The organism is Staphylococcus sp. GDY8P67P (assembly GCF_017892545.1).
Taxonomy (GTDB): domain Bacteria; phylum Bacillota; class Bacilli; order Staphylococcales; family Staphylococcaceae; genus Staphylococcus; species Staphylococcus ureilyticus.
Window position 1 is genome coordinate 342,032 of sequence record NZ_JAESLH010000022.1, and the last position, 25,624, is coordinate 367,655.

Consider the following 25,624-nt stretch of genomic DNA (forward strand, 5'->3'; position numbering starts at 1 on the left):
ATTTATCTATACTCCTTTATTAGTGAGTCGTGATTCATTGCACTTAATTGTTCAGAATTCGCGCCAACACCTTTAAATGTAAACTCGTCAACACGAATATCATTATTATATAATATTACTTCATCTTGTGCATGCACGTTGTTATCAACTTCAACAAACATATGGCTCATCATCAACGCACGAATAGGGTAACGCTTGCCGTTGATAAGTGCCTCATGTTTTGCTCTTGATTTAAGAATACCATCTCCATAGCCAATATCAACTACTGCTAATTTTGTGTGATTATGCGTAACTTCGAATGCAAAACTATAGCCACAATAATCACCCTCATTTACTTCACGAACTTGGATAACATTACCTTTAACGGTCAGTGATTGTTCAATCTCATTTACATCAATCGTTTGATAAGGTCTAGAACCGTAAAGCGCAATGCCAACGCGCGCATGTGTATGGTTATCAAACACACCGTTTTCCCTATAATAACTTGCACTGTTTTGTGCATGTATCATTTCAAAGTGATAACCTTCGTCTAATAATGCGTCAACAATCTCTAACCAAGCTTTACGCTCTTTATGATATTCTGATACATCAAATTCATCTGCATATCCAAAGTGAGTCCATAAACCTGTAATACGCATTTTATCTTTACTTTCATCTTTCATATGATGGTGCAACACTTCTTTTATTTCATCTATACTCTTCAAACCTGAGCGATGCAGTAAATTTTCAAATTCTAAATGAACTTGAATACCTTGTAAATCTTTAATATGTTCATAATAGAAATTTAACGAGGGTAGGGTCATTTGAATTTGATAATCTCGCACTTTATCAAATTCATATACTGCATTCATTAAGAAAATCGTTGCATTAGGGGCTAATTGTCTTATGCGAATTGCTTCTCTTAAGGATGTCGTACTAAAAGTATTAATACCAGCTTCTAAAAATTGCTGTACTGCAAACTCCAACCCATAATGATAGGCATTATTTTTAACTACTGCCATAATTTGATTGTTTTGGATTACTTTAAGCACATTATTGTAAAATCGTTGAGTGTCAACAAACCAAACTGCGGTCATTGTGATTCCACCTCACTATAGGATTTTAAAATCGCTTCATAATAATCTGCAATTTTAATCAACATATGTTCATTAAAATTTAAAAGGGCAGTATGCAAACCTGTGACAAAACCTTTTGTCTCGTCTCGTACACCGACAAAAATAAAATAACTAGGTGCAAGTTGACTATAAAAGCTGAAATCCTCGCCAAATAAGTAAGGTGTAGGTTTATCAACTATTGTTAAGTTAGCAATGTTGAGACCATTTTCAATATGTTTACGTAATTCAGGTGAATTATATGTTGGTGGATAGCCTTCTTCAAATTTCACTTCACAATCAACGTCAAATAACAATTTTACACTTTCAGCAATTTTGTGCATTTGCAGTTTCACAGTTTCCAAATCATGGACATCATAAGTTCTAATAGTGCCTTCTAAATAGCCATTGCTTGGTACTGTGTTTATGGCTTCTCCGGCTTCAAAATGACCCATATGTACAATATTTCTCTTTAAGCCATTTAAATGGAATTGTTGTATCTGACCCACTTGACTTAAAACATGCTGCAGCGCTTCTCCAGCAGAATGTCCTTGTTCTTTATCCGCAACATGACTTGATAGACCAGTTAAATAAAAACGATACTCTGTAGCACTTGCTGTAATTTCTTCATCACGAATTACAACTCGACCTTCATCTTCAAAAGGCATCACGTGGATACCAAATATAGCTTCGATAGGGTATTTATCAAAAGCGCCTGCACGAATTAAACGGTTTGCGCCACCTCCTGTTTCTTCAGCTGGTTGAAAGATAAATACAATATTTTGAGGCAATGTGCCTTGATCAGCCATAGACTTACAACGTTTAACAAATAACATTAATGCAGTTGTATGCCCATCATGTCCACATGCGTGCATGACATGATCTGTTTTACTTCGATAAGAGACATCATTTTCTTCATAGATAGGCAAAGCATCTATGTCTGCGCGATAAGCAATCGTATGATTACCATTACCTGGTAGATAAGCAATCAAACCTGTTTCCAATGGACGATCGTATTGGACACCAAGTTCATCTAAAAATGTTGCAATATATTTAGTGGTTTCAAATTCATGGAGGCTTAATTCTGGATGTTGATGCAAATGACGTCTATGCGTTGTAACAAATTCTAACTCATTCATTAAAATCAAATCCTTTTAGTTATTATAATATGTATTAATATAAAAAATGCTTATTTATGTATAAAAAGGAGGTTAGACGATTTTATAGTTACAAATTAATATATACATTAAAATAAATGAATACATTAATAATAAAATGTTATATCGTCTAAAACCTCCTACAAATATTAAAATTTCAGTTTTTATGATCTATCTTCTTAATTCAGTATTAATCATTTAATTTTCTTAGTGCTGAAACGATTTCTCTTTTTGAATCTTCAACTTCACTTGTTTGCTTAATTACTTTTGCTGGTGTTCCAGCAACCACAGATCCGGCAGGGACATCTTGCGTAACGATTGCACCAGCTGCAACAATAGAGCCTTCACCAACGCGAACACCTTCAAGTATTACAGCATTTGCACCAATGAGTACGTCATCTTCAATGATCACAGGTGATGCACTAGGTGGTTCAATTACGCCAGCTAATACTGCACCAGCTCCAACGTGAACGTTTTTACCTGTAGTAGCACGACCACCAAGTGTTGCGTTCATGTCAACCATCGTTCCTTCGCCGACTACAGCACCAATATTGATCGTAGCACCCATCATAATCACTGCACCATCTTCAATCGTAGCTTGTTCACGAATAAATGCACCAGGTTCTATACGTGCATTCGTATTGGTTAAATCTTTTAATGGAATTGCTGAATTACGACGATCCATCTCAACTTCTAATTCATCAATCGCTGATTGATTTTTTTCATAAAATTGTTTCCAATCATCCGCTTCACAAAAGATTACTTTAGAGTCAGGTCCGCCAAATACTTTAAAGTTATCAGGAAATATTACTTTATCGAACTTACCATTCACATAAACTTTAAGAGGTGTAGATTTCTTCGCATCACTTATATATTGAATAATTTCTTCTGCCGTTAAATGTTGTACCATAATTTTTTCGCTCCTTAAAAGTTATAAATTATCAAATGTATAAAAATCATTTGATTTATTAATTAATTTTTCTGCTGCACCAATCGCTCCATTGGCAAAAATATCTTTTGATTGAGCACGATGGGTGATTTCTATTGTTTCATCAGTACCTGCAAATAACACATCATGTTCACCAACAATCGTACCACCACGAATTGAATGGATACCAATTTCATCTTGTGTACGTTTTTCATCTAACTCATGTCTGTCGTATACTGGCGTTGTTTTTTCACGTAATGACTCAATGACATCATAAAGCTTTACTAATGTACCACTAGGTGCGTCCACTTTTTTATTATGATGTGCTTCAGTTAGTTCAATGTCAAAATCTTGAAGTAGGGGAACCGCAGCTTCCAAAATTTTAGTTAAAGCATGAACTCCATAACTCATATTTGCACTGAAAAATACTGGCATTTTACTACTTAATTCTTTTAATTTTGCAATAATTTTTTCTTTTTCTCCAGTTGTTGCGATAACTAATGGCAAATTAAATTCATCATCTAATAGAGGCAACAATAACTCTGGATTTGAAAAATCAATTGCAACATCGGCATCTTTAACGTCTGAAATACGTTGGAACGTTGGATAAGGGTATGATTTAGATGAATTAGGTACAATCACACCTTCAATTTGATGTCCTTTTGCTTCAGCTAATCTTGCTACACGTTGATTCATGGCACCATAGCCTATTAAAACAATGTTCATGTATTGTCACCTGCTTTAAATTGTTCATATGCTTCTTCTAACGTTTGACGTTCTGCATCTTGCAGTTTCACTAGTGGAAGGCGTACTTCATAATTACCAAACCCTTCAACGGCTGTTAATGCTTTGATAGGAATAGGGTTAACATCAACAGCTAATGCATCTAATAGCGTTTGTATAAGTTGAAATTGTGAATTGATATCTTTTCCACTTTGTTTTGCATCGAATAATGACTGGAATGCATTAGGAATTACATTTGCAGCGACAGAAATGACACCGTTACCACCTTTTTCAAAATAATCTACCACATTATCATCATTACCGCTATACAAAGCAAAATGATTTAAATCTAAACGTTTTTTCAATTCATCCATATATTCAAAATCATTAGTAGCATCTTTTATCGCTACAATATATTCATTATCACTTAATGTTTCAACCGTTTCTGGATTAATAGTCATATTCGTACGTGAAGGTACATTATACAAAATGACAGGTAATTTTACTGCATTAGCTATGGTTGTAAAGTGTTCAATCAATCCACGTTGATTTGTTTTATTGTAGTAAGGCGTGATTAACATAATACCATCTGCGCCAATTTCTCTCGCACGTACTGAAGCTTGAATAGATTTTTGAGTATTATTCGTACCTGTGCCAGCAATCACTGGTACTTTGCCATCTACATAATTAACAACCGTCTCTAATACTTGATCTTTTTCTTCATCAGTTAATGTAGGGTTTTCGGCTGTTGTACCATTAACCACGATACATTTCGCATTATTTTCTAATAAATATTTTACATGTCTTCTAAGGGCATTTAAATCAACTTCGTTGTGTGTGAAAGGTGTTGTCAAAGCAACGCCTACACCTTCAAAAATATGTCCCATTTTATCTTACTCCTTTCAAACTCATTACTTGTTCTAAAACTTGTACTGCATTTAAAGCTGCACCTTTTAGTAAGTTATCTGAAGTACACCAAACATGGAAAGTATTATCTAACGAATCATCTCGACGAATTCTACCAACAAATATTTCATCCTTACCAGTTGCATTTATCGCTAGTGGATATTCATTTTGTTCTGGATTATCAATCAGTACGACACGTCCGTCATTGTCAAAAAGCTGCTGAATTGCTTGTACTGAACTTTCGCTTTCAAGCGTAACGCTCATATGCACACTGTGACTATCTTGAACAGGCACACGCACACAAGTTGCTGTTACTTTCAAATCTTCATCTTTTAAAATTTTTCTTGTCTCATCAATCATTTTTTGCTCTTCTTTTGTATACCCATTTTCTAAAAAACTATCGATATGTGGTAAAACATTATTATAAATAGGATGTGGATATGCTTCAGGTGCTTTACCATTCGCACCTTCAGATAAATCTTGTCTGCCTTTTACACCAGACCCTGAAACAGCTTGATATGTTGTATAAGCTACACGTTCTAATCCAAATGCTTCTTGCAATACTTTTAAAGGTACAACCGATTGAATAGTAGAGCAATTTGGATTAGCGATGATTTTTCTTTTTAATACAGGTTCATTCACTTCAGGTACAATTAAATCAATGTCATCTGCCATTCTCCATTGACTAGAATTATCAATAACAATGGCACCAGCTTGTTCAAAAATAGGGGAGAAATGGGCGCTGGTACTTCCACCGGCACTCATTAAAACATAGTCATAATGTTCACTTGCAGCTTCTTCAGTTAATTCTTTAACCGTATATGTTTTGCCTTGAAATTCAATTTTTTCTCCTGCTGAACGTGCTGAAGAAAACAATACTAATTCATCAAATGATATGTTTTTACGATCTACTGTTTCTAACATTTTTCTTCCAACTAAACCAGTTGCGCCTGCTATTGCTAATTTTGTCATATATTATACACTCCATTTTCATTTTAATAAGTTTGCTAAAATTAATTATATTTAGAAAATTCAGATATCAAAAGTTTGATACAAGGCATGAACTGCGCGTTCACCATTTTCAGAATCTATTACACATGAAATACTTATTTCGGATGTGGTGGTTTGATAAAATGCAATATCATTTTCAATCAATGTTATAAATGCTTTTGAAGCAACACCAGACATATCTCTCATACCAGAACCAATTAATGAAAGTTTAACGTATCCCTCATTTATCTTGAAGTCTAAAGCATTAAACCTTTCTTTTAAGTCATCTAAGATGTTTGTTATTTGAACAGCATCTGTATCTTTTATCGTGAAAGACATTTGTAACCCTTCCAAATTAACGATTTGAGAAATCATATCGACATTGACTGATCCTTCTTCTAAATGGTTGAATAAATCTGTCAGTAATCTATTATCCGGTAGGGGATAACTAATTGTAACATGTTGCATATGTTTATCTAATGCAACACCAGTAACTGCTTTTTTTTCTAATAATTCTGCTTGTGACATAATCCATGTTCCTTTCACATTTGATAAAGTTCTTCCTAAATACAAGGGGATGTTATAATTTTTCGCTAATTCAACGCTTCTCGTTTCAAGTACGCCTGCACCTAAAGCGCTCATTTCCATCATTTCTTCATACGAAACATACGACAGACGTTTCGCATCTTTGTAAACCCGTGGGTCTGTCGCATATACACCATCTACATCAGTGTATATCTCACAAGTCGTTTGGTTACTTGCAGCTAAAGCTACAGCAGTGGTATCTGAGCCACCACGACCTAAGGTAGTTACTTCTAATTCATCATTTACCCCTTGAAATCCTGCTACTACTAGTACATCGTTACTTTCAAAAGCTTGTTCAAATGTACTTGGGTCGATTTCAGCAATTTTACTTTTTAAATGATGACCAACCGTTTTGATTCCTGCTTGATATCCAGTCATCGCTTTTGCATTTATACCGATGTCATTTAATACCATCGATAAATAGGAAACAGTCTGTTGTTCACCAGTTGTTAATAACAGGGCCAATTCTTGATCTTTTGGTGTCGTAGTAAGTGTTGAAACATTAGCCATCAGCTCATCTGTTGTTTTACCCATTGCACTTACAACAACGATAAGTTGCTCACCTTCATCAACTCTTGTTTTTAACATGCCTGCTATATTTTTAATTTTAGTAAAATCACTTACTGAAGAACCTCCAAATTTCAAAACACTTCTTTCCAATTCCATATCCTCCTCATTTGATAGGGGAGAATCACAGTGATATAAAAAAGAACAAGTCCGGAATGCGAACCTGTTCTATAATTTATATACAAGTGATGCACTCCATTATTTTAAAATAATGACAGACTCTTAGCTCTTAACCATAAAGTCCAACTTGTTATAAGCTGCTATTATAACTGTTTCGGCATCTCACCCTTTCAAAATTAGCTGCTAGCAGACAGGTTCTTCTAAAATTTACTAATGATTGATGCGCCTCATCAAAACTTATTTAATTTTGTTTATGAATCATATTATACATATGCTTATATGTACTGTAAACCGCTTTTACAAAGTTTTTTAAATTTACTGAAAAATTAAACGTTTTTATAAACGTTTTGCTAATTAAGTGTAATTTATATACTTTTAAAAAGAACAAAAATATTAAACTTTTAAAATTTATGAGCTTTTTCTTTAAAATTCTTCATATATGGCTGGATCTTGGTCTTTACGTCTACCATCTACACGTGTTAATGCGTTGATTTTCTCAATGTCATTATTATCAAGGGAAAAGTCAAAAATATCAATATTTTGTAATTGTCTTGATACTGTCGTAGATTTCGGAATAGGTACAACACCATTTTGAACATGCCATTTTAATATAACTTGAGGAATAGTTTTATTATGTTTTGTGGCAATTTCCACAAGGTTTTCATCATTGATAACACTAGAAGCACGACCTAATGGACTCCAAGCTTGAGTAACAATTCCTTTAGAAGTATTGTACTGAACCAATGCTTCTTGATTGAAGTATGGATGTAACTCAATTTGGTTCACAACTGGCAAAACGCCAGTTTCTTGTTGTAGTGTATCGATATGTTCTGGTAAAAAGTTACATACACCAATTGATTTTATTAAGCCAGCTTTTTGTGCTGCAATCATTGCTCGCCAAGCTTCAACATACTTTCCTTGTTTGGGATTAGGCCAGTGAATTAAATATAAATCAAGATAATCTACACCTAGACGATAAATTGATTCCTGAACTGCAGTCAGTGCATCGTCGTAAGTTTGATAACGACCAGGTAATTTTGAAGTAATCATAATTTGTTCGCGTGAAACACCACTCATCTCGATTGCTTTACCTACAGTACCTTCATTCTCATAATTATAAGCAGTATCTAACAAACGATAACCTTGTTCTAAGGCATTCACAATCGCATGTGTGCCATGCGCGCCATTTAACTTATATGTACCAAAACCAATTTGAGGAATTACTTGTCCATCTAACATATTTAACTGTTTCATTTGCATACCTCCATAACGAAATATGTATTTGATTATATTATGCTTAACCATTTATGCCTAATATTTAGACTCGTAGGGAGGAAGTTACTATAAACAAAAAAGCTAAGATATGTTAATATCTCAGCTTTTAACGTATGATTTCAATCATTGATAATATTTTGCATTTATTTTTAATAACGCGATTTATAATCTGAATTTTTGAAATATACAATACGTATCATCAATTCAATATGATACTATATATATCGCTTTGTATTTTTAAAGGGTTATTTACTTAATACACCAGTTTCTTGTAAATAAGCTTCATAAGATATTTCTTTTGATAAACCACCAGTAGGGTTTAAGTCAATTACTCGGTTTGCAATTGTATTGATAAATTCAAAGTCATAAGATGTGAAAATCATAGAACCTTTGAAATTTTTCAAACCATCATTTACTGCAGTAATACTTTCTAAATCTAAGTGGTTTGTTGGTTCATCTAGCAATAGAACATTCGCGCTAGATAACATCATTTTACTTAACATACAGCGTACTTTCTCTCCACCAGATAAAACACTAGCTTTTTTCTTAACTTCTTCGCCACTAAATAACATACGACCTAAGAAACCTCTTAAGAATGTTTCAGTTTGTTCATCTTCAGGTGCATATTGACGTAACCAATCAACTAAATTCATATCTACACCTTCAAAGTAGTCAGAGTTATCTTTAGGGAAGTAACTGCGGGAAGTTGTGACACCCCATTTTACTGATCCTTCGTCTGGATCCATTTCACCTGCAAGTATTTTAAGTAAAGTAGTTTTCGCAATTTCACTATCTCCAATTAAAACCGCTTTATCATTAGGGTTCATTGTGAATGAAATGTTGTCTAACACTTTATTACCATCAATCGTTTTTGATACATTTTCCACAAATAGCAAGTCATTACCAATTTCACGTTCTGGCGTGAATTTTACGTATGGATAACGGCGTGAAGAAGGTTGAATATCGTCTAATTCAATTTTTTCTAGTTGTTTTTTACGACTTGTTGCTTGTTTAGATTTAGATGCATTTGCAGAGAAACGAGCAACGAAATCTTGCAACTCTTTAATTTTTTCTTCTTTTTTCTTATTTTGCTCTTGTGCCATTTTCATTGCTAATTGACTTGATTGATACCAGAAATCATAGTTACCAACATAAACTTTTATTTTTCCATAATCTAAGTCTGCAATATGTGTACATACATTATTTAAAAAGTGTCGGTCATGTGATACCACAATCACTGTATTTTCAAAGTTAATTAAGAAATCTTCTAACCAGCTTATCGCAGGTATATCTAAACCGTTGGTCGGTTCATCAAGTAGGAGTACATCGGGCTTGCCGAATAAACTTTGAGCTAATAATACTTTTACTTTTTGATTATTTTCTAATTCAGCCATTTTTTTATCTTGTAAATCAGCAGATATACCCAATCCAGATAATAAAGAACCTGCATCTGCTTCGGCATTCCAACCGTCCATTTCAGCAAATTCGCCTTCTAATTCTGCAGCCCTGATTCCATCTTCATCACTGAAATCTGGTTTCATATAAATCTCATCTTTTTCTTTCATTACTTCATATAAACGTTCATGACCTTTAATCACAACATCTATCACACGTTCATCTTCATAAGCAAAGTGATCCTGTTTTAAGATTGCTAAACGTTCGTCTTTTCCCATAGATACATGACCTGATTGTGCATCCAACTCACCAGATAAAATCTTTAAAAATGTTGATTTTCCAGCACCGTTGGCTCCAATCAAACCATAACAATTTCCTTCTGTAAATTTAATATTTACATCCTCGAATAATTTACGATCACCAAACCGTAAACTTACATCAGTAACTTGTAACATGCATTTGCTCCTTTACGTTAATCTACCGGACAAATTATAACACACTTAAGAAGGAGTTTCGACCATTCACAATGAGGTGATGCTTGTTTCTTTATAGCATGTTATAATAGTTAAGAATAAATTTAAGTACGAAGGAGAACAGTATGGCCCAAGAAGAGAAAAATATTGTAGGTTCCATTGAATTTCTTGAAGTCGTTGGATTAGAAGGATCTACTTACAAGTTACAAGGACCAAACGGAGAAGAAGTTAAACTCAATCAATCAGAAGTTAATGAAGAAGACGAGTTAACGATAGGCGAGGAATATAGTTTCTTCATTTATCCTAATAGATCAGGTGCATTGTTTGCGACACAAAACATGCCAGACATTACTACTAGCAAATATGATTTTGTGAAAGTATTAAAAACCGACCGAGATGGTGCACATGTCGATGTAGGTCTTCCAAGAGAAGTTTTAATTCCATGGATAGATTTACCAAAAGTCAAAGATGTATGGCCGACACAAGGTGATGAATTATTAGTTACTTTGCGTATTGATAGTGAGAATAATATGTATGCTCGACTAGCAACTGAGACAATTGTTGATTCGATGTACACGCCAGTACACGATGATACATTACAAAATAAAGTTATTGAAGCAAGACCATACAGAGTTTTAAGAGTCGGAAGCTTTATGCTATCCAAAGATGGCCATAAAATATTCGTACATGAATCTGAACGTAAATCTGAACCTCGTTTAGGTGAAAAACTAGAAGTTCGTATCATCGGACATAATGAAAAAGGGGAGCTTAACGGTTCATTTTTACCATTTGCACATGAAAGACTTGACGAAGATGGTCAACATATTTTTAATTTACTCGTAGAATATGATGGTGAGCTTCCATTTTGGGATAAATCAAGTCCTGAAGCGATTAAAGAAGTATTCAATATGAGTAAGGGTGCATTTAAGCGCGCAATTGGCCATTTATATAAAAACAAAATTATAACTATTGAAACTGGTAAAATTGCATTAACTAATAAAGGTTGGAGTAGAGTCGAAGATTAGTTTCTACTATATAAAATAGTGTATTAGATACTTATAAATTTATCCTGTACTACATAAATCGTTGTGTAGTACAGGATTTTTTTGTTTTTATATTACAAAACAAACGTGTTTTGTAATATTTATATTTTTACAAATACCGTCATATCAACATTTCAAAAATCATAGCATACATAGAATCTCTTATTGTGAATTTTGTAAATGAGGTCAATAAATACTTAACAAAAGATTTACATTATCTATATTTGTATTTAATAAAAGGTGTGTAGTATAGGAACTGTAAGAAATACATATAACTTTTGGGTTATTCACTTATTAGGAGGATGTTTCAATGAAAAAATGGCAATTATTTGGTACTACTGTAATCGGCGCTTCACTTTTATTAGGAGCTTGTGGCGGTGGAAATAGCGATTCTGGTAAAGGAAGTGGAGAAGTTAAAGGTGATGGTTCATCTACTGTAGGTCCAATCATTGAAAAATTAAATGAAAAATTCGCAAAAGATAATTCAGATGTAACTGTATCTAATGGTACAGCTGGAACTGGTGGCGGTTTTGAAAAATTCATTTCAGGCAGCACTGATTTCTCAAATGCATCTAGACCTATAAAAGACGAAGAAAAGAAAAAATTAGATGATAAAGGTATTAAATATGATGAGTTTAAAGTTGCTCAAGATGGTGTGACAATTACTGTAAATAAAGATAACGACTTTGTAGATGAACTTACTAAAGAACAATTAAATGAAATCTACTCAGGCAAAGCAAAAACATGGAAAGACGTTAATTCAAAATGGCCAGACAAAGAAATCAAAGCATTTTCTCCTGACCAATCTCACGGTACTTACGATTTCTTCTCTGAAGAAATTATGGACAAAAAAGATATTAAAGCAGAGAAAAATGCTGATACAAATACAATTGTTCAGTCAGTAGAGAAAAATAAAGATAGTGTCGGCTATTTTGGTTATAACTTCTATAAACAAAATAAAGACAAGCTAAAAGAAGTTAAAATCAAAGATGAAAATGGTCAATTAACTGAACCAACTAAGAAAACAATTCAAGATGGTTCTTACGCATTAAGTAGACCACTTTATATCTACACTAACGAGAAAAAATTAAAAGATAATGAAGGATTCCAAGACTTCATGAAATTTGTCATGAAGGATAAAGGAAAATCAGCTGAAGACGCAGGATTTGTTGCCTTACCTGAAAAAGATTACACTGAACAACAAAGCAAATTAAAAGACATCATTGGTAAAGATAGCGACAAAAAAGACAGCAAAAAAGAAGATAAATAAACATAATAGCAATTTTAAAGTTGGGATTCAGGAAGTAGATAGACAAATAGCATGATTAAGTTATCTATCTACTTCCAAGTTCAATTTATCTAGCGTTTAACAATATAGTGAAAATCGCTATGTTGCTAAACACTAGATGATGAACAATCCCGACTTTTATTTTAAATATTGGGAGTCTATAAGAAAGAAGGGTATTTACATGGCTAATCAGAATACTTCTGTTAGTGAAATGATTGCTAAAAACAATGCTAAGAAAAAAGGTATTAGCGATAAAATTGTACCGATCATTCTGGGAATCATTGCAATTTGCTCAATTTTAGCAACAGTAGGGATAATCGTTACATTATTAACAGAGACCATTACATTTTTTACACGTGTTCCAATTACTGAGTTTTTATTCTCCAAAGATTGGAATCCATTCTCATCAACACCACAATATGGCATTTGGGCATTGATCTTAGGTACGCTTAAAATAACAGTTATTGCAACAATTGTTGCTGTTCCTTTAGGATTAGGCGCTGCTTTATATTTAAGTGAATATGCTTCTACAAGAGTGAGAAAAATAATAAAACCGATTTTAGAAATATTATCTGGGATACCAACAATTGTTTTCGGCTTTTTCGCTTTAACATTTGTTACCCCTGTACTCCGTGCAATATTTCCTGAATTAGGTAGTTTCAATTCAATTAGTCCAGGTATTGTCGTAGGCGTTATGATTATTCCACTAATTTCGAGCATGAGTGAAGACGCGATGTCATCTGTGCCAAATAAAATGCGTGAAGGTGCACTTGGTTTAGGCGCAACAAAATTTGAAGTTGCCACAAAAGTGATATTACCAGCTGCTACTTCAGGTATTATGGCATCTATCGTATTAGCTGTCTCACGTGCAATCGGGGAAACGATGATTGTATCACTTGCAGCAGGTAGTACTCCAAGTTCTTCATTAGATTTAACCGGATCTATCCAAACGATGACTGGATATATTGTACAAGTTGCAACAGGAGATGCGACATTTGGCTCTGATATCTATTACAGTATCTATGCTGTTGGTTTCACACTATTCTTATTCACACTTGTGATGAATTTAATTTCACAATGGATTACGAAACGCTTTAGAGAGGAGTATTAAAATGGCAGAGACAAATACTAAAGCGCTTGTTAATCAACAAAAAGTTGAGAAAAAACTTTCCAGTAGGTTAGCAACAAATAAATTCAATAAATGGGCATTTTTCACATGTACTTTAGTAGCCTTACTTTTTTTAGCTGCTTTAATTATAGATACACTCATTAAAGGTGCAGGGCATTTAACACCGTCGTTCTTCACCAATTTCTCATCTTCTACGCCTTCAATGGCCGGTGTGAAAGGCGGTTTAATCGGTACAATTTGGTTAATGATTACTATTATTCCAATTTCAATTATATTGGGTGTAGGTACAGCAATTTATTTAGAAGAATATGCTAAAGATAATGCATTAACAAGTTTTATTAAAGTTAGTATTTCAAACTTAGCTGGTGTACCTTCAGTCGTTTTTGGTTTACTTGGTCTCACTATTTTTGTAAGAGGTATGGGTATAGAAGCGCTTGCTTTAAGTAACTCTGTACTTGCTGCGGCTTTAACTATGTCGTTACTTATTTTACCAGTCATTATCGTTGCAAGCCAAGAAGCCATCAGATCGGTACCAAGCTCTGTTAGAGAAGCTTCATATGGCTTAGGTGGAAACAAATGGCAAACGATTCGTCGCGTTGTATTACCAGCAGCGATTCCTGGTATATTAACAGGCTTCATTCTAGCATTATCTCGTGCATTAGGTGAAACTGCACCACTCATACTCATTGGTATACCAACCGTATTATTAAGTTTACCTTCAAGTGTATTCGACCAATTCCAAGCGTTGCCAATGTCGATTTACAATTGGGCAAAACTACCACAAGATGAATTCCAAAATGTTGCGTCGGCCGGTATCATTGTCTTGCTAGTGATTTTACTGCTAATGAACGCAATCGCAATATTCTTAAGAAACAAATACAGTAAAAAATATTAATGTTATTTCAAAATCAAATTTAATTAAGCGGTTATTTTGGGGAAAATTATAACTTTATAGTTTATAACATAATCGCAAAAGGAGTTTTAATTATGACTAAAGATACAATTAAAGAAGAAAAATCAAAAATCGCAGAACATACAAATCAAGATTCTGCACCAATTGCATCGATTGATAGAGAAACAAATAAAAATGACAATAAAATTCCTGATAGTGAGAAAAAAATAGTCTATTCTACAAAAAATTTAGATTTATGGTATGGCGATAATCATGCTTTAAAAAACATCAATCTAGATATTTTAGAAAATAATGTCACTGCAATCATAGGACCATCAGGTTGTGGTAAATCTACTTATATTAAAACATTAAATAGAATGGTAGAACTTGTGCCATCTGTTAAAACAGCAGGTAAAATCATTTACCGTGATCAGAATATTTTTGATGAAAAATATTCTGTTGAAAAATTAAGAACAAATGTAGGAATGGTTTTCCAACAACCGAACCCATTCCCAAAATCTATATATGATAACATCACTTACGGACCTAAAATACATGGTATTAAAAATAAAAAGATTCTTGACGAAATTGTCGAAAAATCTTTACGTGGCGCTGCAATATGGGATGAGTTAAAAGACCGCTTAGATACAAATGCATATAGCTTATCAGGTGGTCAACAACAACGTGTTTGTATCGCACGTACATTAGCAATTGAACCAGATGTTATTTTAATGGATGAACCAACATCTGCGTTGGATCCAATTTCAACATTGAAAGTAGAAGAACTCGTACAAGAGTTAAAAGAAAAATATTCAATTATTATTGTTACACATAATATGCAACAAGCTGCGCGTGTTTCTGATAAAACAGCATTTTTCCTTAACGGCTATGTAAATGAATACGACGACACTGATAAAATCTTCTCTAATCCTTCAGACAAACAAACAGAAGATTATATCTCTGGTCGCTTCGGTTAATATATGGTTATTAGAGAAAAATATGAAGGCCAATTAGACGAATTAATGAAAGATTTACGTCGACTTGGCCTTCACGTATATTATAATATTGAATATGCATTAAGATCGTTAAGTGAAGAGGATAGAAATTATGCGCGGCAAACGATTGCGAACGATAAGGATATTAATGCCTTAGAAACAGAAATAAATGAAAAAGTGATTATGTTAATCACCAAACAACAGCCTATTGCTACTGATTTAAGATTAATGATGGCTGCACTAAAAATCGCTTCTGATTTCGAAAGAATAGGTGATAATGCCGCAAATATTGCTGAAATTAGATTACGCGCTAAAATCACCGATGAATATGTGCTTACAAGATTGAATACTATGGGTAAACTCGCATTATTAATGTTAAAAGATTTAGATGATGCAGTAAAAAGAGATGATGTCACTTTAATTAAGGAAATTATCGAACGTGACGAAGATATAGATGATTTATATAAAAATATCGTTAACACAACTTATTTAATAGATAACGACCCTTTTGTTGCAGGACAAGCACATCTAGCAGCTAGACATTTAGAACGTATTGGTGACCACATTAGCAATGTTGCAGAAAGCATTTTTTACTTTGTTACAGGTGAACGTTACGAATCATATGATTAAATACAAATAGCACGATGTCGAATATTAGCTACATCCAGTTGGAAATCCGGATTTGCTTATTTTATCGGCATCGTGCTTTATATTTAAGATAAATTTTTGTTTATATTATAGTTATTGATCTTCAGCCTCGATTTCATCTGTAAGTTGTTCTAACTCATCTACCAAGTTACCTATATATGCAATTGTCGCTTTTAGTGGTTGATCCGTGCTAATATCAATACCAGCTAATTGAGCTAATTCGGCAGGTGATTGGCTACCTCCTGCTTTCAATGTAGTTAACCAATCATTCACAGCAGGTTGTCCCTCTTGTTGAATACGTTGTGACATTACCGTACCAATTGTTAAACCAGCAGAATACGTATACGAATATAATCCCATATAATAATGTGGTTGTCTCATCCATGTAAGTTCTGCACCTTTTGTAAATTTAACACTTTCTCCAAAAAATTGAGAATAAACATCCAACATAATTCGATTCAATAACGGGGCAGTCAATGATTCACCATCATCAACTTTTTTATATACCTCGCGTTGATACGCTGCTTCTAGTAAGTGCGTTACCATATTGTGATAATAAGTTCTAGAAACGATAGAACCAATTACCCAGCGCTTAAATTGAGCATCACTACTGTTTTTGAATAAATAATTTGCCATTAGCATCTCATTCATTGTCGATGGTGCTTCTACAAAATACATGGACGGTTCTGATTCTAAATAATTTTGATGACTTTGTGCTAAGGTAAAATGACCAGCATGACCTAATTCATGTGCTAAAACAAAGGTTTCAGTCATTTTTCCAGTCCAAGAAATAAATATATATGAATGTGTAGCATATGGACTTGCACAATACGCACCAGTATCTTTACCTTTATTTTGAGCAAAATCTATCCATCTATCTTGATAGGCCGTTTCAACCATATTTAAATAATCTTTACCTAAAACATTTAATGCACCATAAATATACTTTTTAGAATCCTCAATAGAGATATCGGGTTCGTAATTAGGATCTATAGATATTTTTAAATCTTCAAAATGCATGACTTCTAAGCCATGAACACGTTTAATCAATTTTGCATATTTTTGCATAATAGGTGCTAAATCACTCATAATAACATCAATTTGGCGATCAAACATATCTCGATTAATTTCTTGATCTTGTAGTAGGTAATCTATTACAGAATCATAACCGCGTAGATCTGCTTCAATTTTTTCTTGTTGTACTTGCATATTATATGTCGCAGCAGTTGTATGTTGATACTTATTTAATGCATCGCTAAACTTTTTGAAACTAATTCTTCTAAATGCTTCTTCTGGATGATCTTCATATTCATTTTCAAAAGTAGCATAATCTAAAGAGTATGTTTTGCCTTTATATTCAAATGGATCAAACTCTATATCTAACATCTTCGTGATAACATATAATTCAAAAGGGCGTTCAAACACTGATGATAAACTTGCTAATGTTTTTTCAACTTCAGGACTAAGTTGATAAGGTTTGCGTGCCTTTAATTTTTCCAAAAAATGTGGGTATTTAGATGTTGAGATAAAACGCTTGAACGTTTCATCTGAAAGTGCCAATATTTCGGACTCAACAAATGATAATTCACTGGCAATTTTCCCATAAGTATTTGAAAATTTAGCACTTAATGTTTGTGCTTGTTCATTTGTTGTATCAACACTTAATCTCAACTCTGCATAATTTGCCATTTTATCTAATTCAATCAGAATATCAGAATATATAGCCAATGCCTTTTCAATTATAGTAGGATTATCCAATTGATGAACATAGTTTTCATTAAATGTTTTAGCAGCAGCTGTTGTTTTTTCTAAAGTTTGATAAAATGCTTCATCGGAAGAAAACAGAGCTGAAATGTCCCAAGTTATTTCATCAGAAACTTCATTTCTAAGTGGTAAAGTATCCGCCATTTAATCACTCCTAGTTATGTATAATAAATTCAATTTTAATTATACATGAAATCACCTTGTAAGATACAATTGTGCGTTTATATGCTAAATTCGCATCAGAAAACAAACTTTCTACTTGAACAAAACAAATGTTAATTGACGTGATTAATGCAATATTTTAATATATTATTATACGACTCAAGATGGATATGATATATAATTTCGTTTAGTATAATAATATTATTATAATGACAAATATGTCGATTTTTATAAGGAGCGCTATAAATGACTATTTTTGATTTACCCAATTTTTTATGGATTACAGTGGTAGCTGTTACAATAGTTACATTATTCTGTACACTTGTTTTAAATAAATGGTTTACATCAGCTATTTTAACATTTGTAATTTTAGCTATTGCTGCATTCTTAATACCTAATTTCGAAAATATTACTTACGAGCCATTATTAGGTTTTGCTGCATTTATGGCGGTACTAAGTTTAATCATGAGCTTTTTAATTTGGTATTTCACACGTGACTTTAGACGTAAACGTCGAGAAAAAAAGGCGCTTAAAGAAATGCGAAAACGTGGTATCTCACCTGAAGACGAAGCACATGAGTTTAAAAGAAGAAAATAATTATTTAAATATAACATAGAAAATTAATCCTATAATAATTGCGTCAACTAATATGGTTAAAAGTCCCAGACATATTTTGTCTCAGGGACTTTTTTTATACTGCTATAAATTATGTAAAAAGTTATTATTGACCCTAACGTTCCGTTAAAGATTATAGTTATTATATAAGGAGGTAAATTAAATGCAAATGACAGTTAAACAGATTGCAGATTTAGTAGGTATCAGTGTGCGTACGTTACATTATTATGATGAAATTCATTTATTAAATCCTACCAAACTGTCTAAATCAGGGTATCGGCTATATTCAGAAGCAGACTTAGATAAACTACAACAAATATTATTTTTTAGAGAGCTAGATTTTCCTCTTAAAAAAATTAAATCAATCATTGCTAGCCCATCCTTTGATAGACAAGAAGCCTTAAAAATGCACAAACAATTGCTTATAGATCGAAAAAATCGAACCGATCAAATGATTCAAACAATCGATCAAACGTTACGCTATATGAGGGGAGAAATAACTATGACAAATGAAGAAAAATTCAAGGGTTTTAATTTTGACAATTTACCCAAAAGCTATGATGAAGAAGCACGTAAAAAGTGGGGCGATTCTACCGTTACGAAAGCGAACGAGCATATCAACTCATGGTCAGATAAAGAAAAAGATGTAAAAACTAAAGAAATGAATGATATCTTTTCAACTTTTGCCAATTTAAAAAGTCAATCGCCAGAATCTGTTGAAGTCCAATCAAATGTGCAAAAATGGTATGATTATTTAAATTCAAACATAGATTTTGATTACACACTAGATATCTTTGAACGTTTAGGTCATTTGTATGTCGAAGACGAACGATTCAAAGTAAATATTGATAAATTTGGAGCTGGCACCGCTCAATTCATTAAAGACTCAATTGAAGTTTATGTAAAGAACAATCAATAATCATGTACGCCTTTATTAAATCAAAAAAATTACGATTTGATAAAGGCATATATTTTATATGACATTATCTGTTAATTACGTTAAATAACTACGTCAAAATCAACAATAATAAATTATAGATTTACAGCAAATATTTAACATACAATCTAACTTACTGGCTATAAAAACACATGGTCGTTTGATATTTACAGTCATGAATACAGTATTAATATAACTCATAATCTAATTTAAACAGAAACTAAAATATAAATTAATGCAAAATAGGTGCCCTATATCAAAATATACATAACTTCCTATAATATATATTATGTAAACTAAAATGTTAACTGAAATATGTATGCCGATTTTCGTCTTATTTAAAAGATATTTATCACTTACTTTATTAAAGTCCAAGTATTGCTTAATTCAGCTTTGATAAATCATTAAAATCTATACGTTTAAAATGAATTGAAAACATACATTAACAACAATTTCAATTTAAATATGTCTATGTTAGTCATCATCACTATATGTATTTAGTTTCATTCATTTGCTTTTAATTTTTCAACAGCAATGCTCAATATATAATCTTACTGTAGAGATCTAAATACCGATAACAAATTTATAAACAAATTATTGTTCGCTCATTTGCAACAATGTCTACATTGATACACAAAAACGAAGTTCAACGTTCAAAAATCAACTTCTCAGCGTTTCAAAATGATATAGCTTTATTAAAATAATTACAATTTTTAAAAATATAAGCGAGAATGCTATCAAACATTACTCGCAATAATCTTTAACTGTATGGTTTTTAATTAAACCTATAATATTTATAGTTTACATAACATAAATAAAGTAAACTATAAATGCCAATTACTTTAAGTACTATATAAATATAAATGGTGTTAAAACAGAAAATTAAGTTTCAACACCATTTATCAAAATTTTTGTATTAATTATCACAGTATAAATAATCTCTTGTCATTGGAAGTTCATTATTAACACCTTTTGTGATTAAAAATTGATGCAAATCGGAAACACCACATGTGAAGTTTGCCGCACATGCATTTAAATACAAACGCCACATTCTTATAAATCGCTCATCAAATTGTTCGCGTACTTTATCTATATTTGCTTCAAAATTTTCTGCCCAGTTACGTAAAGTTAAAGTGTAATGCCTTCTTAAGCTTTCTACATCTACAATTTTCAAGTTATTCTGTGACATATTGTCAACTAATGCTCTTATTGAAGGAATTGCACCTCCGGGGAAAATATATTTAGTGAGAAAGTCGTTACCTTCTACTTCAACAAGTCCAGTAATACAATGTAACAATGCCACACCACCATCGTTCAATAACTTATGTGTATTTTCCATGAATATAGGAATATGATCATGCCCAACATGTTCTAACATGCCTACACTTACAATTCGATCAAAAGTTCTTTTTTCATTAATAAGTTCTCTATAATCCATTAACTTAACATCCACCTGGCCGATCAAACCTTCAGCCTTTATGCGCTCTTTTGTTTTGATATATTGTTCTTCACTTAATGTAATACCTAATGTTTGAACATTATATTGTTTTGCAGCTTCAATAATAAGATGTCCCCATCCAGATCCAATATCCAATAAACTCTGGCCAGACTGTAAATTTAACTTTTTTAATATATGGTTAATCTTGTTAACTTGAGCGGTATATAACGAATCTGCTTTCGTTTTAAAATATGCACATGAATAATTCATCGTTTTATCTAACCATAAGCGATAAAAATCATTGCCTAAGTCATAATGAAATGAAGCATTTTCTTTAGCAATTTTTTTAGTATTTTTATATTTTTTTCGAGAATGCACGTGCTTTTGCTTAGGTTTATTTATAAAACTTCTTTGTTGTGAAAAAATGGATTCCATAATATATTCTAAATCCCCATCGACTTCAATATCTTTATCCATATAGCCTTCAGCTAATGCAATCATGGGATTTGTTTTTAGCAGTTTTTTATTTAGCGGTTTGTTAAAAATTAAATGGAATTTAGCAACTCCATCGTTATAATTTACCACTGAACCATCCCAAAACGTTACACTAAACGGTTCAGTAGCTAAATTTTTTAGTATTTTTTTATAAATTGATTTTTGAATCGAAATACCCATTAATCAAACACTCCCTAACGTAAAATGAATATTTATTTTAAAACCCTATATCTTATACATTGGACCTAAATATTGATTAAATCAAACAAAACAGATTACTTTGTTATTCGTTTTTGTTAACATAACATTATTATGATTTACCAAAGTGTTGAATTCTTTCATTACGGGTAAATGTTATTGAGATTGGAGTGTAAAACATGCAACAAAAAACGGGAATTAGATGGTCCAGTTTATTAATTGGTGTTTTCTTCTTGATTATAGGTGTTTTTATCATTAGTTTTCCTGAAGAAAATTTATTTGCTATTACTTGGCTAATAGGTATTTTATTCGTTATTAACGGTTTCATTGAAATTTTTGTGAGACGCATTATGAAACAAGCTACGCAAAAGGGTTCAAATTTGCTGATTGTCTTAGGTATTATCAACATCATCATCGGCATGCTTATATTATTTAATGTAGTAACAAGTACGACATTTATTGTTTACTTATTTGCTATATGGTTTATTATTAATGCAGTTTTAAATTTGTTTACAATTACACCCGCAGAAGGTTCAAACAAACGATTTCATATGGTATCTATCTTATTAAATATTATAGAAATTATATTGGGTGTAATATTATTATTTAATCCATTGATCGCTGCTGTTATTATCGCTGTATTTATGAGCGCAGTTTTCTTTATTATTGGAATAACTTATCTCATAGACGCCTTACGTTAATTTATTCTTTTAAAAACGTATTTAAAATGTAAATGTATAGTAAGCACATTTTAAAATTATAATAAATTAATAATATAATATAAGAATTTACTATTTCAATTATAGAATAAAATAATATTGCGCTTCTTATGAGTGAGTTATATACTAAAAATGTGGAAACAACCAGAATAGACATCGCATGATTATCCACATAAAAGGAGTTGGCAGAAATCTAATTTTCAGCCGCGGCAAAAATGACTAGAATTGAAAAATTATTAGGGTTTATCAGAGCTTCAGTTCAGTCATTTATTGCCAAAATAAAATGAGGTTCGGCGAATACATTATGTCGCTGCCTTTTTTGAACATAAGAAAGCATACTGGCTTAGGGCTTATATACCAGTATGCTTTCTTTTTTATTTTTTATTTTTTAATTTTTTTCCTAATATTGTTAAGCGTATTGAATAACTTATATTTTGTTTTTTTGATTGGTTTATAAAAATCACCAATTAATTCTTCGATTTGTACACCGAAACCACGCTTAAATCGGTAAACACCATAGTCTTCACTATTTTCAGTGAAGTCACCAGATAAGCCATAGAAATTATAACGACCATATCCGTGATCAAAACAATAATTAATCATAAACCAATGCATCATATATGGGCCCATATATTGATTGTATTTCTCAGATGACCCACCTGAGAAGTAATTCACTTCATATGCATTAGCAAAATATACGCCTGCTGCAAGATTTAAGATTGAGCCATCTGTCTGTCTTAATTCACTCGCATGTAATAATTCTTTTTTATCATGTTCAATTTGTTTATCGATTTCAGCAATTTTTTTCAATTGCTTGTCAGATTTATTCTCATTTTGCATCATTTGATCTCTACGTGCTTCTTTTTCATTAATACTTTCTTGTGTATGCGTAACATATTCATCTAAATCAATATAAGCTAGAGGAATCAAAGCTTTATCCCCATAATTATCTATGAAATTATAGAAATATTCATCCGTTTTGGATACAAAACCAGCACGTTTTTCAGTTTCACGATAAAGTGATAAAAAGATATCAAATTCTTCTCTTTCTAAAAATCTTACTCTCACGCCGAAATTAATAGCTTTATTTATATTTCGTTTTCTTTGACTATCAAACTGTTTTTTTAATGACGCAGGTGTTTTACCATCTAAATTAAGCACACCCATCCATCTAACCTGACTTGATGTATCATATTCTGTTGTAAACCCATGATGCGTATATCCATGAGATTTAAATAAATTAACAAGCGCATCATTTTCTTGATGATCAGCCATTGGATGAATATCTTTATCATAAATTTGGTATATCCAATAAGGATCCATTTTTACATATAAGCAATTTTGTTTTTGAAGATAAGTATCTAATTCACGTAAATAGAAATCAACTAAACCTAAATCTTTATAATCCATGACTGGACCACGGTTTGAATAATAAACATAGCTTCCCATAGTTGGGATTTTAGAGAAAAGACTAGCTGCGATAACTTGATTATCATCATCTTTTAAGCCTAATAAAACAACTTGAAAACCATCTTCTTCTCTAGTAGCTATATTTTCTTTTACTTGAAAGTAATGACTCTCTAATGCTGGATTTTGTACAAAATTGTCAAATTCTTTGACAGTTAACTCTGTAAATTTCATTATAGCTAGTTCCTTTCTAAATATAATACGTATTACTTTTTATCTTTTAATCCCTTTAACATTGTATAAATTTTGTACATTGGCTTATTGATTGGTTTTATAAAATCACCAACATATTCAACTACATCAGCGTTGAATCCTTTTTTAAACTTCACAACACCTGCATCTTCTGCTTCTTCCGAAAAATCACCACTAATGCCATAGAAGTTATATCTATCGATATTATTATCGATTGCATAATTAATCATTTTCCATTGTATTGCATAGCTTCCTGCAAAATGTCTAAACTCGTTAGATGTTCCTCCTGCATAATACACTACTTCGTATGGATTGACGATAAAGAATGCTGCTGAAATTGGTAATTCATTACCGTGTTGTTCTTGTAATGATTTAGCTTCATCAATCTTTTGTTGATTTGCAATAAGTTGTTTTTCTAAATTTTCTTTTTTATTATATGCTTTTTTATTTTCTGGACGTTTTTCTATATCTTTAAGCGCTTTGTTAATATCTTTACTTAACACTTCACGCTCTGACTTGAGTTCATCGATGTATGCTTCAAAATCCATATAAGCTAATGGCACTAATACACGATTCTTATAATACTTCAGTCTATTGTAATAGAAGCTGTCTTCTCTATCATCAAAATCTTTCGATTCTGAAGTATCTTCCATAAACGAACGGAAAATTGGTAATTCATCTTCGCCTAAGAATCTGACTTTCACACCATTTTTTTGAACTTTTTTTGTATTACGTTTACGCAAACTATCCATATCATTTAGGACATCTTTTGCTGTCTTATCTTTTAAATCTAAAACAGAGTGGAATCTTATTTGAATAATTGGATCAAAACCAGTTAAAAACCCTTGATGTTTATATCCAAGTTGCTTCATTTTATCGAAAATCCAATCATGACCAGCATTTTCTAATACATCTCCATCATGATTTCGATATTGATATGCAAGGTATGGATCTACTCTTAAATACAATGCATTATGTTTTTTCACATATTTAGCTAATTCATTGAAAAAATAATGGACAAGTTCTTTATTTTCGAAATCAATCACCGGTCCACGATTTGTATAAAAATATTTGAATATTTTCATAACCGGTACAGCAGTTAATAAGCAGGCTGCTATAACTTCATTTTCATTATTTTTCACGCCTACCAAATGCGTTTCTGTACCTTCTGCAATTTTCAACTCATAATTCCCTACCATTTGTGTAAAATGACTGTTGGGCATATGGTCAACAAATGCACCAAACTCTTTTGCAGTTAAATTCGTAAATTTCATTTTATATACTCCTATTTGTCTATAGTACTTTATTTCGAGTTTAAACTTTAATCTTAATTATTATACAATATTCAATTATAAAACTAAATCGATACCCTAGTTAGAATTACTAAATGCTACAATTTACTTATAATTTATGAGTCAAGTCCAGACTCCTG

The 25,624-nt window shown here is 32.1% G+C and carries 22 protein-coding genes and 1 riboswitch; of the genes, 9 read left to right on the forward strand and 13 right to left on the reverse strand.

Annotation, left to right across the window (positions count from 1 at the left end; genetic code table 11):
• Nucleotides 1–2: 2 nt before the first annotated feature.
• The 9 genes from KA833_RS09560 to KA833_RS09600 all read right to left on the reverse strand — a co-directional run bounded on the left by KA833_RS09560 (nt 3) and on the right by KA833_RS09600 (nt 10,192).
• Nucleotides 3–1,076, reverse strand: a complete 1,074-nt coding sequence (locus tag KA833_RS09560) for an alanine racemase (RefSeq protein WP_210128495.1) — start codon at nt 1,074–1,076, stop codon at nt 3–5.
• Nucleotides 1,073–2,230: an amidohydrolase gene (locus KA833_RS09565; protein ID WP_046208293.1), complete on the reverse strand. Its 1,158-nt coding sequence runs from the start codon at nt 2,228–2,230 to the stop codon at nt 1,073–1,075. Before KA833_RS09565 ends, KA833_RS09560 begins: the two co-directional genes overlap by 4 nt.
• Nucleotides 2,231–2,438: 208 nt before the next feature.
• Nucleotides 2,439–3,158: a 2,3,4,5-tetrahydropyridine-2,6-dicarboxylate N-acetyltransferase gene (dapD, locus tag KA833_RS09570; protein ID WP_046208294.1), complete on the reverse strand. Its 720-nt coding sequence runs from the start codon at nt 3,156–3,158 to the stop codon at nt 2,439–2,441.
• A 21-nt stretch (nt 3,159–3,179) separates the two neighbouring features.
• The gene (gene dapB, locus KA833_RS09575) at nt 3,180–3,902 is read right to left on the reverse strand and encodes a 4-hydroxy-tetrahydrodipicolinate reductase (RefSeq protein WP_046208295.1); all 723 of its coding nucleotides are present in this window, start codon (nt 3,900–3,902) and stop codon (nt 3,180–3,182) included.
• Nucleotides 3,899–4,786: a 4-hydroxy-tetrahydrodipicolinate synthase gene (gene dapA, locus KA833_RS09580; RefSeq protein WP_210128496.1), complete on the reverse strand. Its 888-nt coding sequence runs from the start codon at nt 4,784–4,786 to the stop codon at nt 3,899–3,901. The genes dapB and dapA overlap by 4 nt, the downstream gene beginning before the upstream one ends.
• Before the next feature lies 1 nt (nt 4,787).
• Complete coding sequence (locus KA833_RS09585; protein ID WP_046208297.1) at nt 4,788–5,777, reverse strand: aspartate-semialdehyde dehydrogenase; 990 nt, start codon at nt 5,775–5,777, stop codon at nt 4,788–4,790.
• Between the two features lie 60 nt (nt 5,778–5,837).
• Nucleotides 5,838–7,046, reverse strand: coding sequence for an aspartate kinase (locus tag KA833_RS09590; RefSeq protein ID WP_174894772.1), 1,209 nt, complete (start codon nt 7,044–7,046; stop codon nt 5,838–5,840).
• Between the two features lie 81 nt (nt 7,047–7,127).
• A riboswitch (Lysine riboswitch) is annotated at nt 7,128–7,306 on the reverse strand.
• 184 nt (nt 7,307–7,490) lie between these two features.
• The gene (locus KA833_RS09595; RefSeq protein WP_210128497.1) at nt 7,491–8,321 is read right to left on the reverse strand and encodes an aldo/keto reductase; all 831 of its coding nucleotides are present in this window, start codon (nt 8,319–8,321) and stop codon (nt 7,491–7,493) included.
• Between the two features lie 266 nt (nt 8,322–8,587).
• Nucleotides 8,588–10,192, reverse strand: a complete 1,605-nt coding sequence (locus KA833_RS09600; RefSeq protein WP_046208300.1) for an ABC-F family ATP-binding cassette domain-containing protein — start codon at nt 10,190–10,192, stop codon at nt 8,588–8,590.
• 143 nt (nt 10,193–10,335) lie between these two features.
• On the opposite strand from KA833_RS09600, the gene cvfB reads away from it, so the two are divergent.
• From cvfB to phoU, 6 genes are all read left to right on the forward strand, one after another.
• The gene (cvfB, locus tag KA833_RS09605) at nt 10,336–11,235 is read left to right on the forward strand and encodes an RNA-binding virulence regulatory protein CvfB (RefSeq protein ID WP_046208301.1); all 900 of its coding nucleotides are present in this window, start codon (nt 10,336–10,338) and stop codon (nt 11,233–11,235) included.
• Between the two features lie 328 nt (nt 11,236–11,563).
• The gene (locus KA833_RS09610; protein WP_046208302.1) at nt 11,564–12,523 is read left to right on the forward strand and encodes a PstS family phosphate ABC transporter substrate-binding protein; all 960 of its coding nucleotides are present in this window, start codon (nt 11,564–11,566) and stop codon (nt 12,521–12,523) included.
• 199 nt (nt 12,524–12,722) lie between these two features.
• Complete coding sequence (pstC, locus tag KA833_RS09615) at nt 12,723–13,652, forward strand: phosphate ABC transporter permease subunit PstC (protein ID WP_046208303.1); 930 nt, start codon at nt 12,723–12,725, stop codon at nt 13,650–13,652.
• Between the two features lies 1 nt (nt 13,653).
• Nucleotides 13,654–14,565, forward strand: a complete 912-nt coding sequence (gene pstA, locus KA833_RS09620) for a phosphate ABC transporter permease PstA (RefSeq protein ID WP_019468772.1) — start codon at nt 13,654–13,656, stop codon at nt 14,563–14,565.
• Nucleotides 14,566–14,657: 92 nt separating this feature from the next.
• Nucleotides 14,658–15,539, forward strand: coding sequence for a phosphate ABC transporter ATP-binding protein PstB (pstB, locus tag KA833_RS09625; protein ID WP_046208304.1), 882 nt, complete (start codon nt 14,658–14,660; stop codon nt 15,537–15,539).
• A 3-nt stretch (nt 15,540–15,542) separates the two neighbouring features.
• Nucleotides 15,543–16,187, forward strand: a complete 645-nt coding sequence (gene phoU, locus KA833_RS09630; RefSeq protein ID WP_046208305.1) for a phosphate signaling complex protein PhoU — start codon at nt 15,543–15,545, stop codon at nt 16,185–16,187.
• 111 nt (nt 16,188–16,298) lie between these two features.
• On the opposite strand, the gene pepF is transcribed toward phoU, so the two are convergent.
• On the reverse strand, nt 16,299–18,113 hold the full coding sequence (gene pepF, locus KA833_RS09635) for an oligoendopeptidase F (protein ID WP_210128498.1): 1,815 nt from the start codon (nt 18,111–18,113) through the stop codon (nt 16,299–16,301).
• A gap of 264 nt (nt 18,114–18,377) precedes the next feature.
• On the opposite strand from pepF, the gene KA833_RS09640 reads away from it, so the two are divergent.
• Together KA833_RS09640 and KA833_RS09645 are read left to right on the forward strand one after the other, a co-directional pair.
• Nucleotides 18,378–18,728: a hypothetical protein gene (locus KA833_RS09640; protein ID WP_064208978.1), complete on the forward strand. Its 351-nt coding sequence runs from the start codon at nt 18,378–18,380 to the stop codon at nt 18,726–18,728.
• 181 nt (nt 18,729–18,909) lie between these two features.
• Nucleotides 18,910–19,665: a MerR family transcriptional regulator gene (locus tag KA833_RS09645; RefSeq protein ID WP_210128499.1), complete on the forward strand. Its 756-nt coding sequence runs from the start codon at nt 18,910–18,912 to the stop codon at nt 19,663–19,665.
• A 934-nt stretch (nt 19,666–20,599) separates the two neighbouring features.
• Here the strand turns inward: KA833_RS09645 and KA833_RS09650 are convergent.
• Nucleotides 20,600–21,796 carry an SAM-dependent methyltransferase gene (locus KA833_RS09650; protein ID WP_119505798.1) on the reverse strand — a complete coding sequence of 399 codons (1,197 nt, stop codon included), beginning with the start codon at nt 21,794–21,796 and terminating at the stop codon, nt 20,600–20,602.
• 197 nt (nt 21,797–21,993) lie between these two features.
• Here KA833_RS09650 and KA833_RS09655 point away from each other — a divergent pair, with 197 nt between their 5' ends.
• Nucleotides 21,994–22,515 carry a DUF308 domain-containing protein gene (locus KA833_RS09655; protein WP_070038127.1) on the forward strand — a complete coding sequence of 174 codons (522 nt, stop codon included), beginning with the start codon at nt 21,994–21,996 and terminating at the stop codon, nt 22,513–22,515.
• Between the two features lie 399 nt (nt 22,516–22,914).
• Here the strand turns inward: KA833_RS09655 and KA833_RS09660 are convergent, their stop codons facing one another.
• Both KA833_RS09660 and KA833_RS09665 read right to left on the reverse strand, forming a co-directional pair.
• Nucleotides 22,915–24,174 carry an aminoacyltransferase gene (locus KA833_RS09660; RefSeq protein WP_070658514.1) on the reverse strand — a complete coding sequence of 420 codons (1,260 nt, stop codon included), beginning with the start codon at nt 24,172–24,174 and terminating at the stop codon, nt 22,915–22,917.
• 32 nt (nt 24,175–24,206) lie between these two features.
• Entirely contained in the window at nt 24,207–25,466 is a 1,260-nt protein-coding gene (locus KA833_RS09665; RefSeq protein ID WP_046208312.1) for an aminoacyltransferase, read from the reverse strand.
• Nucleotides 25,467–25,624 lie beyond the last annotated feature (158 nt).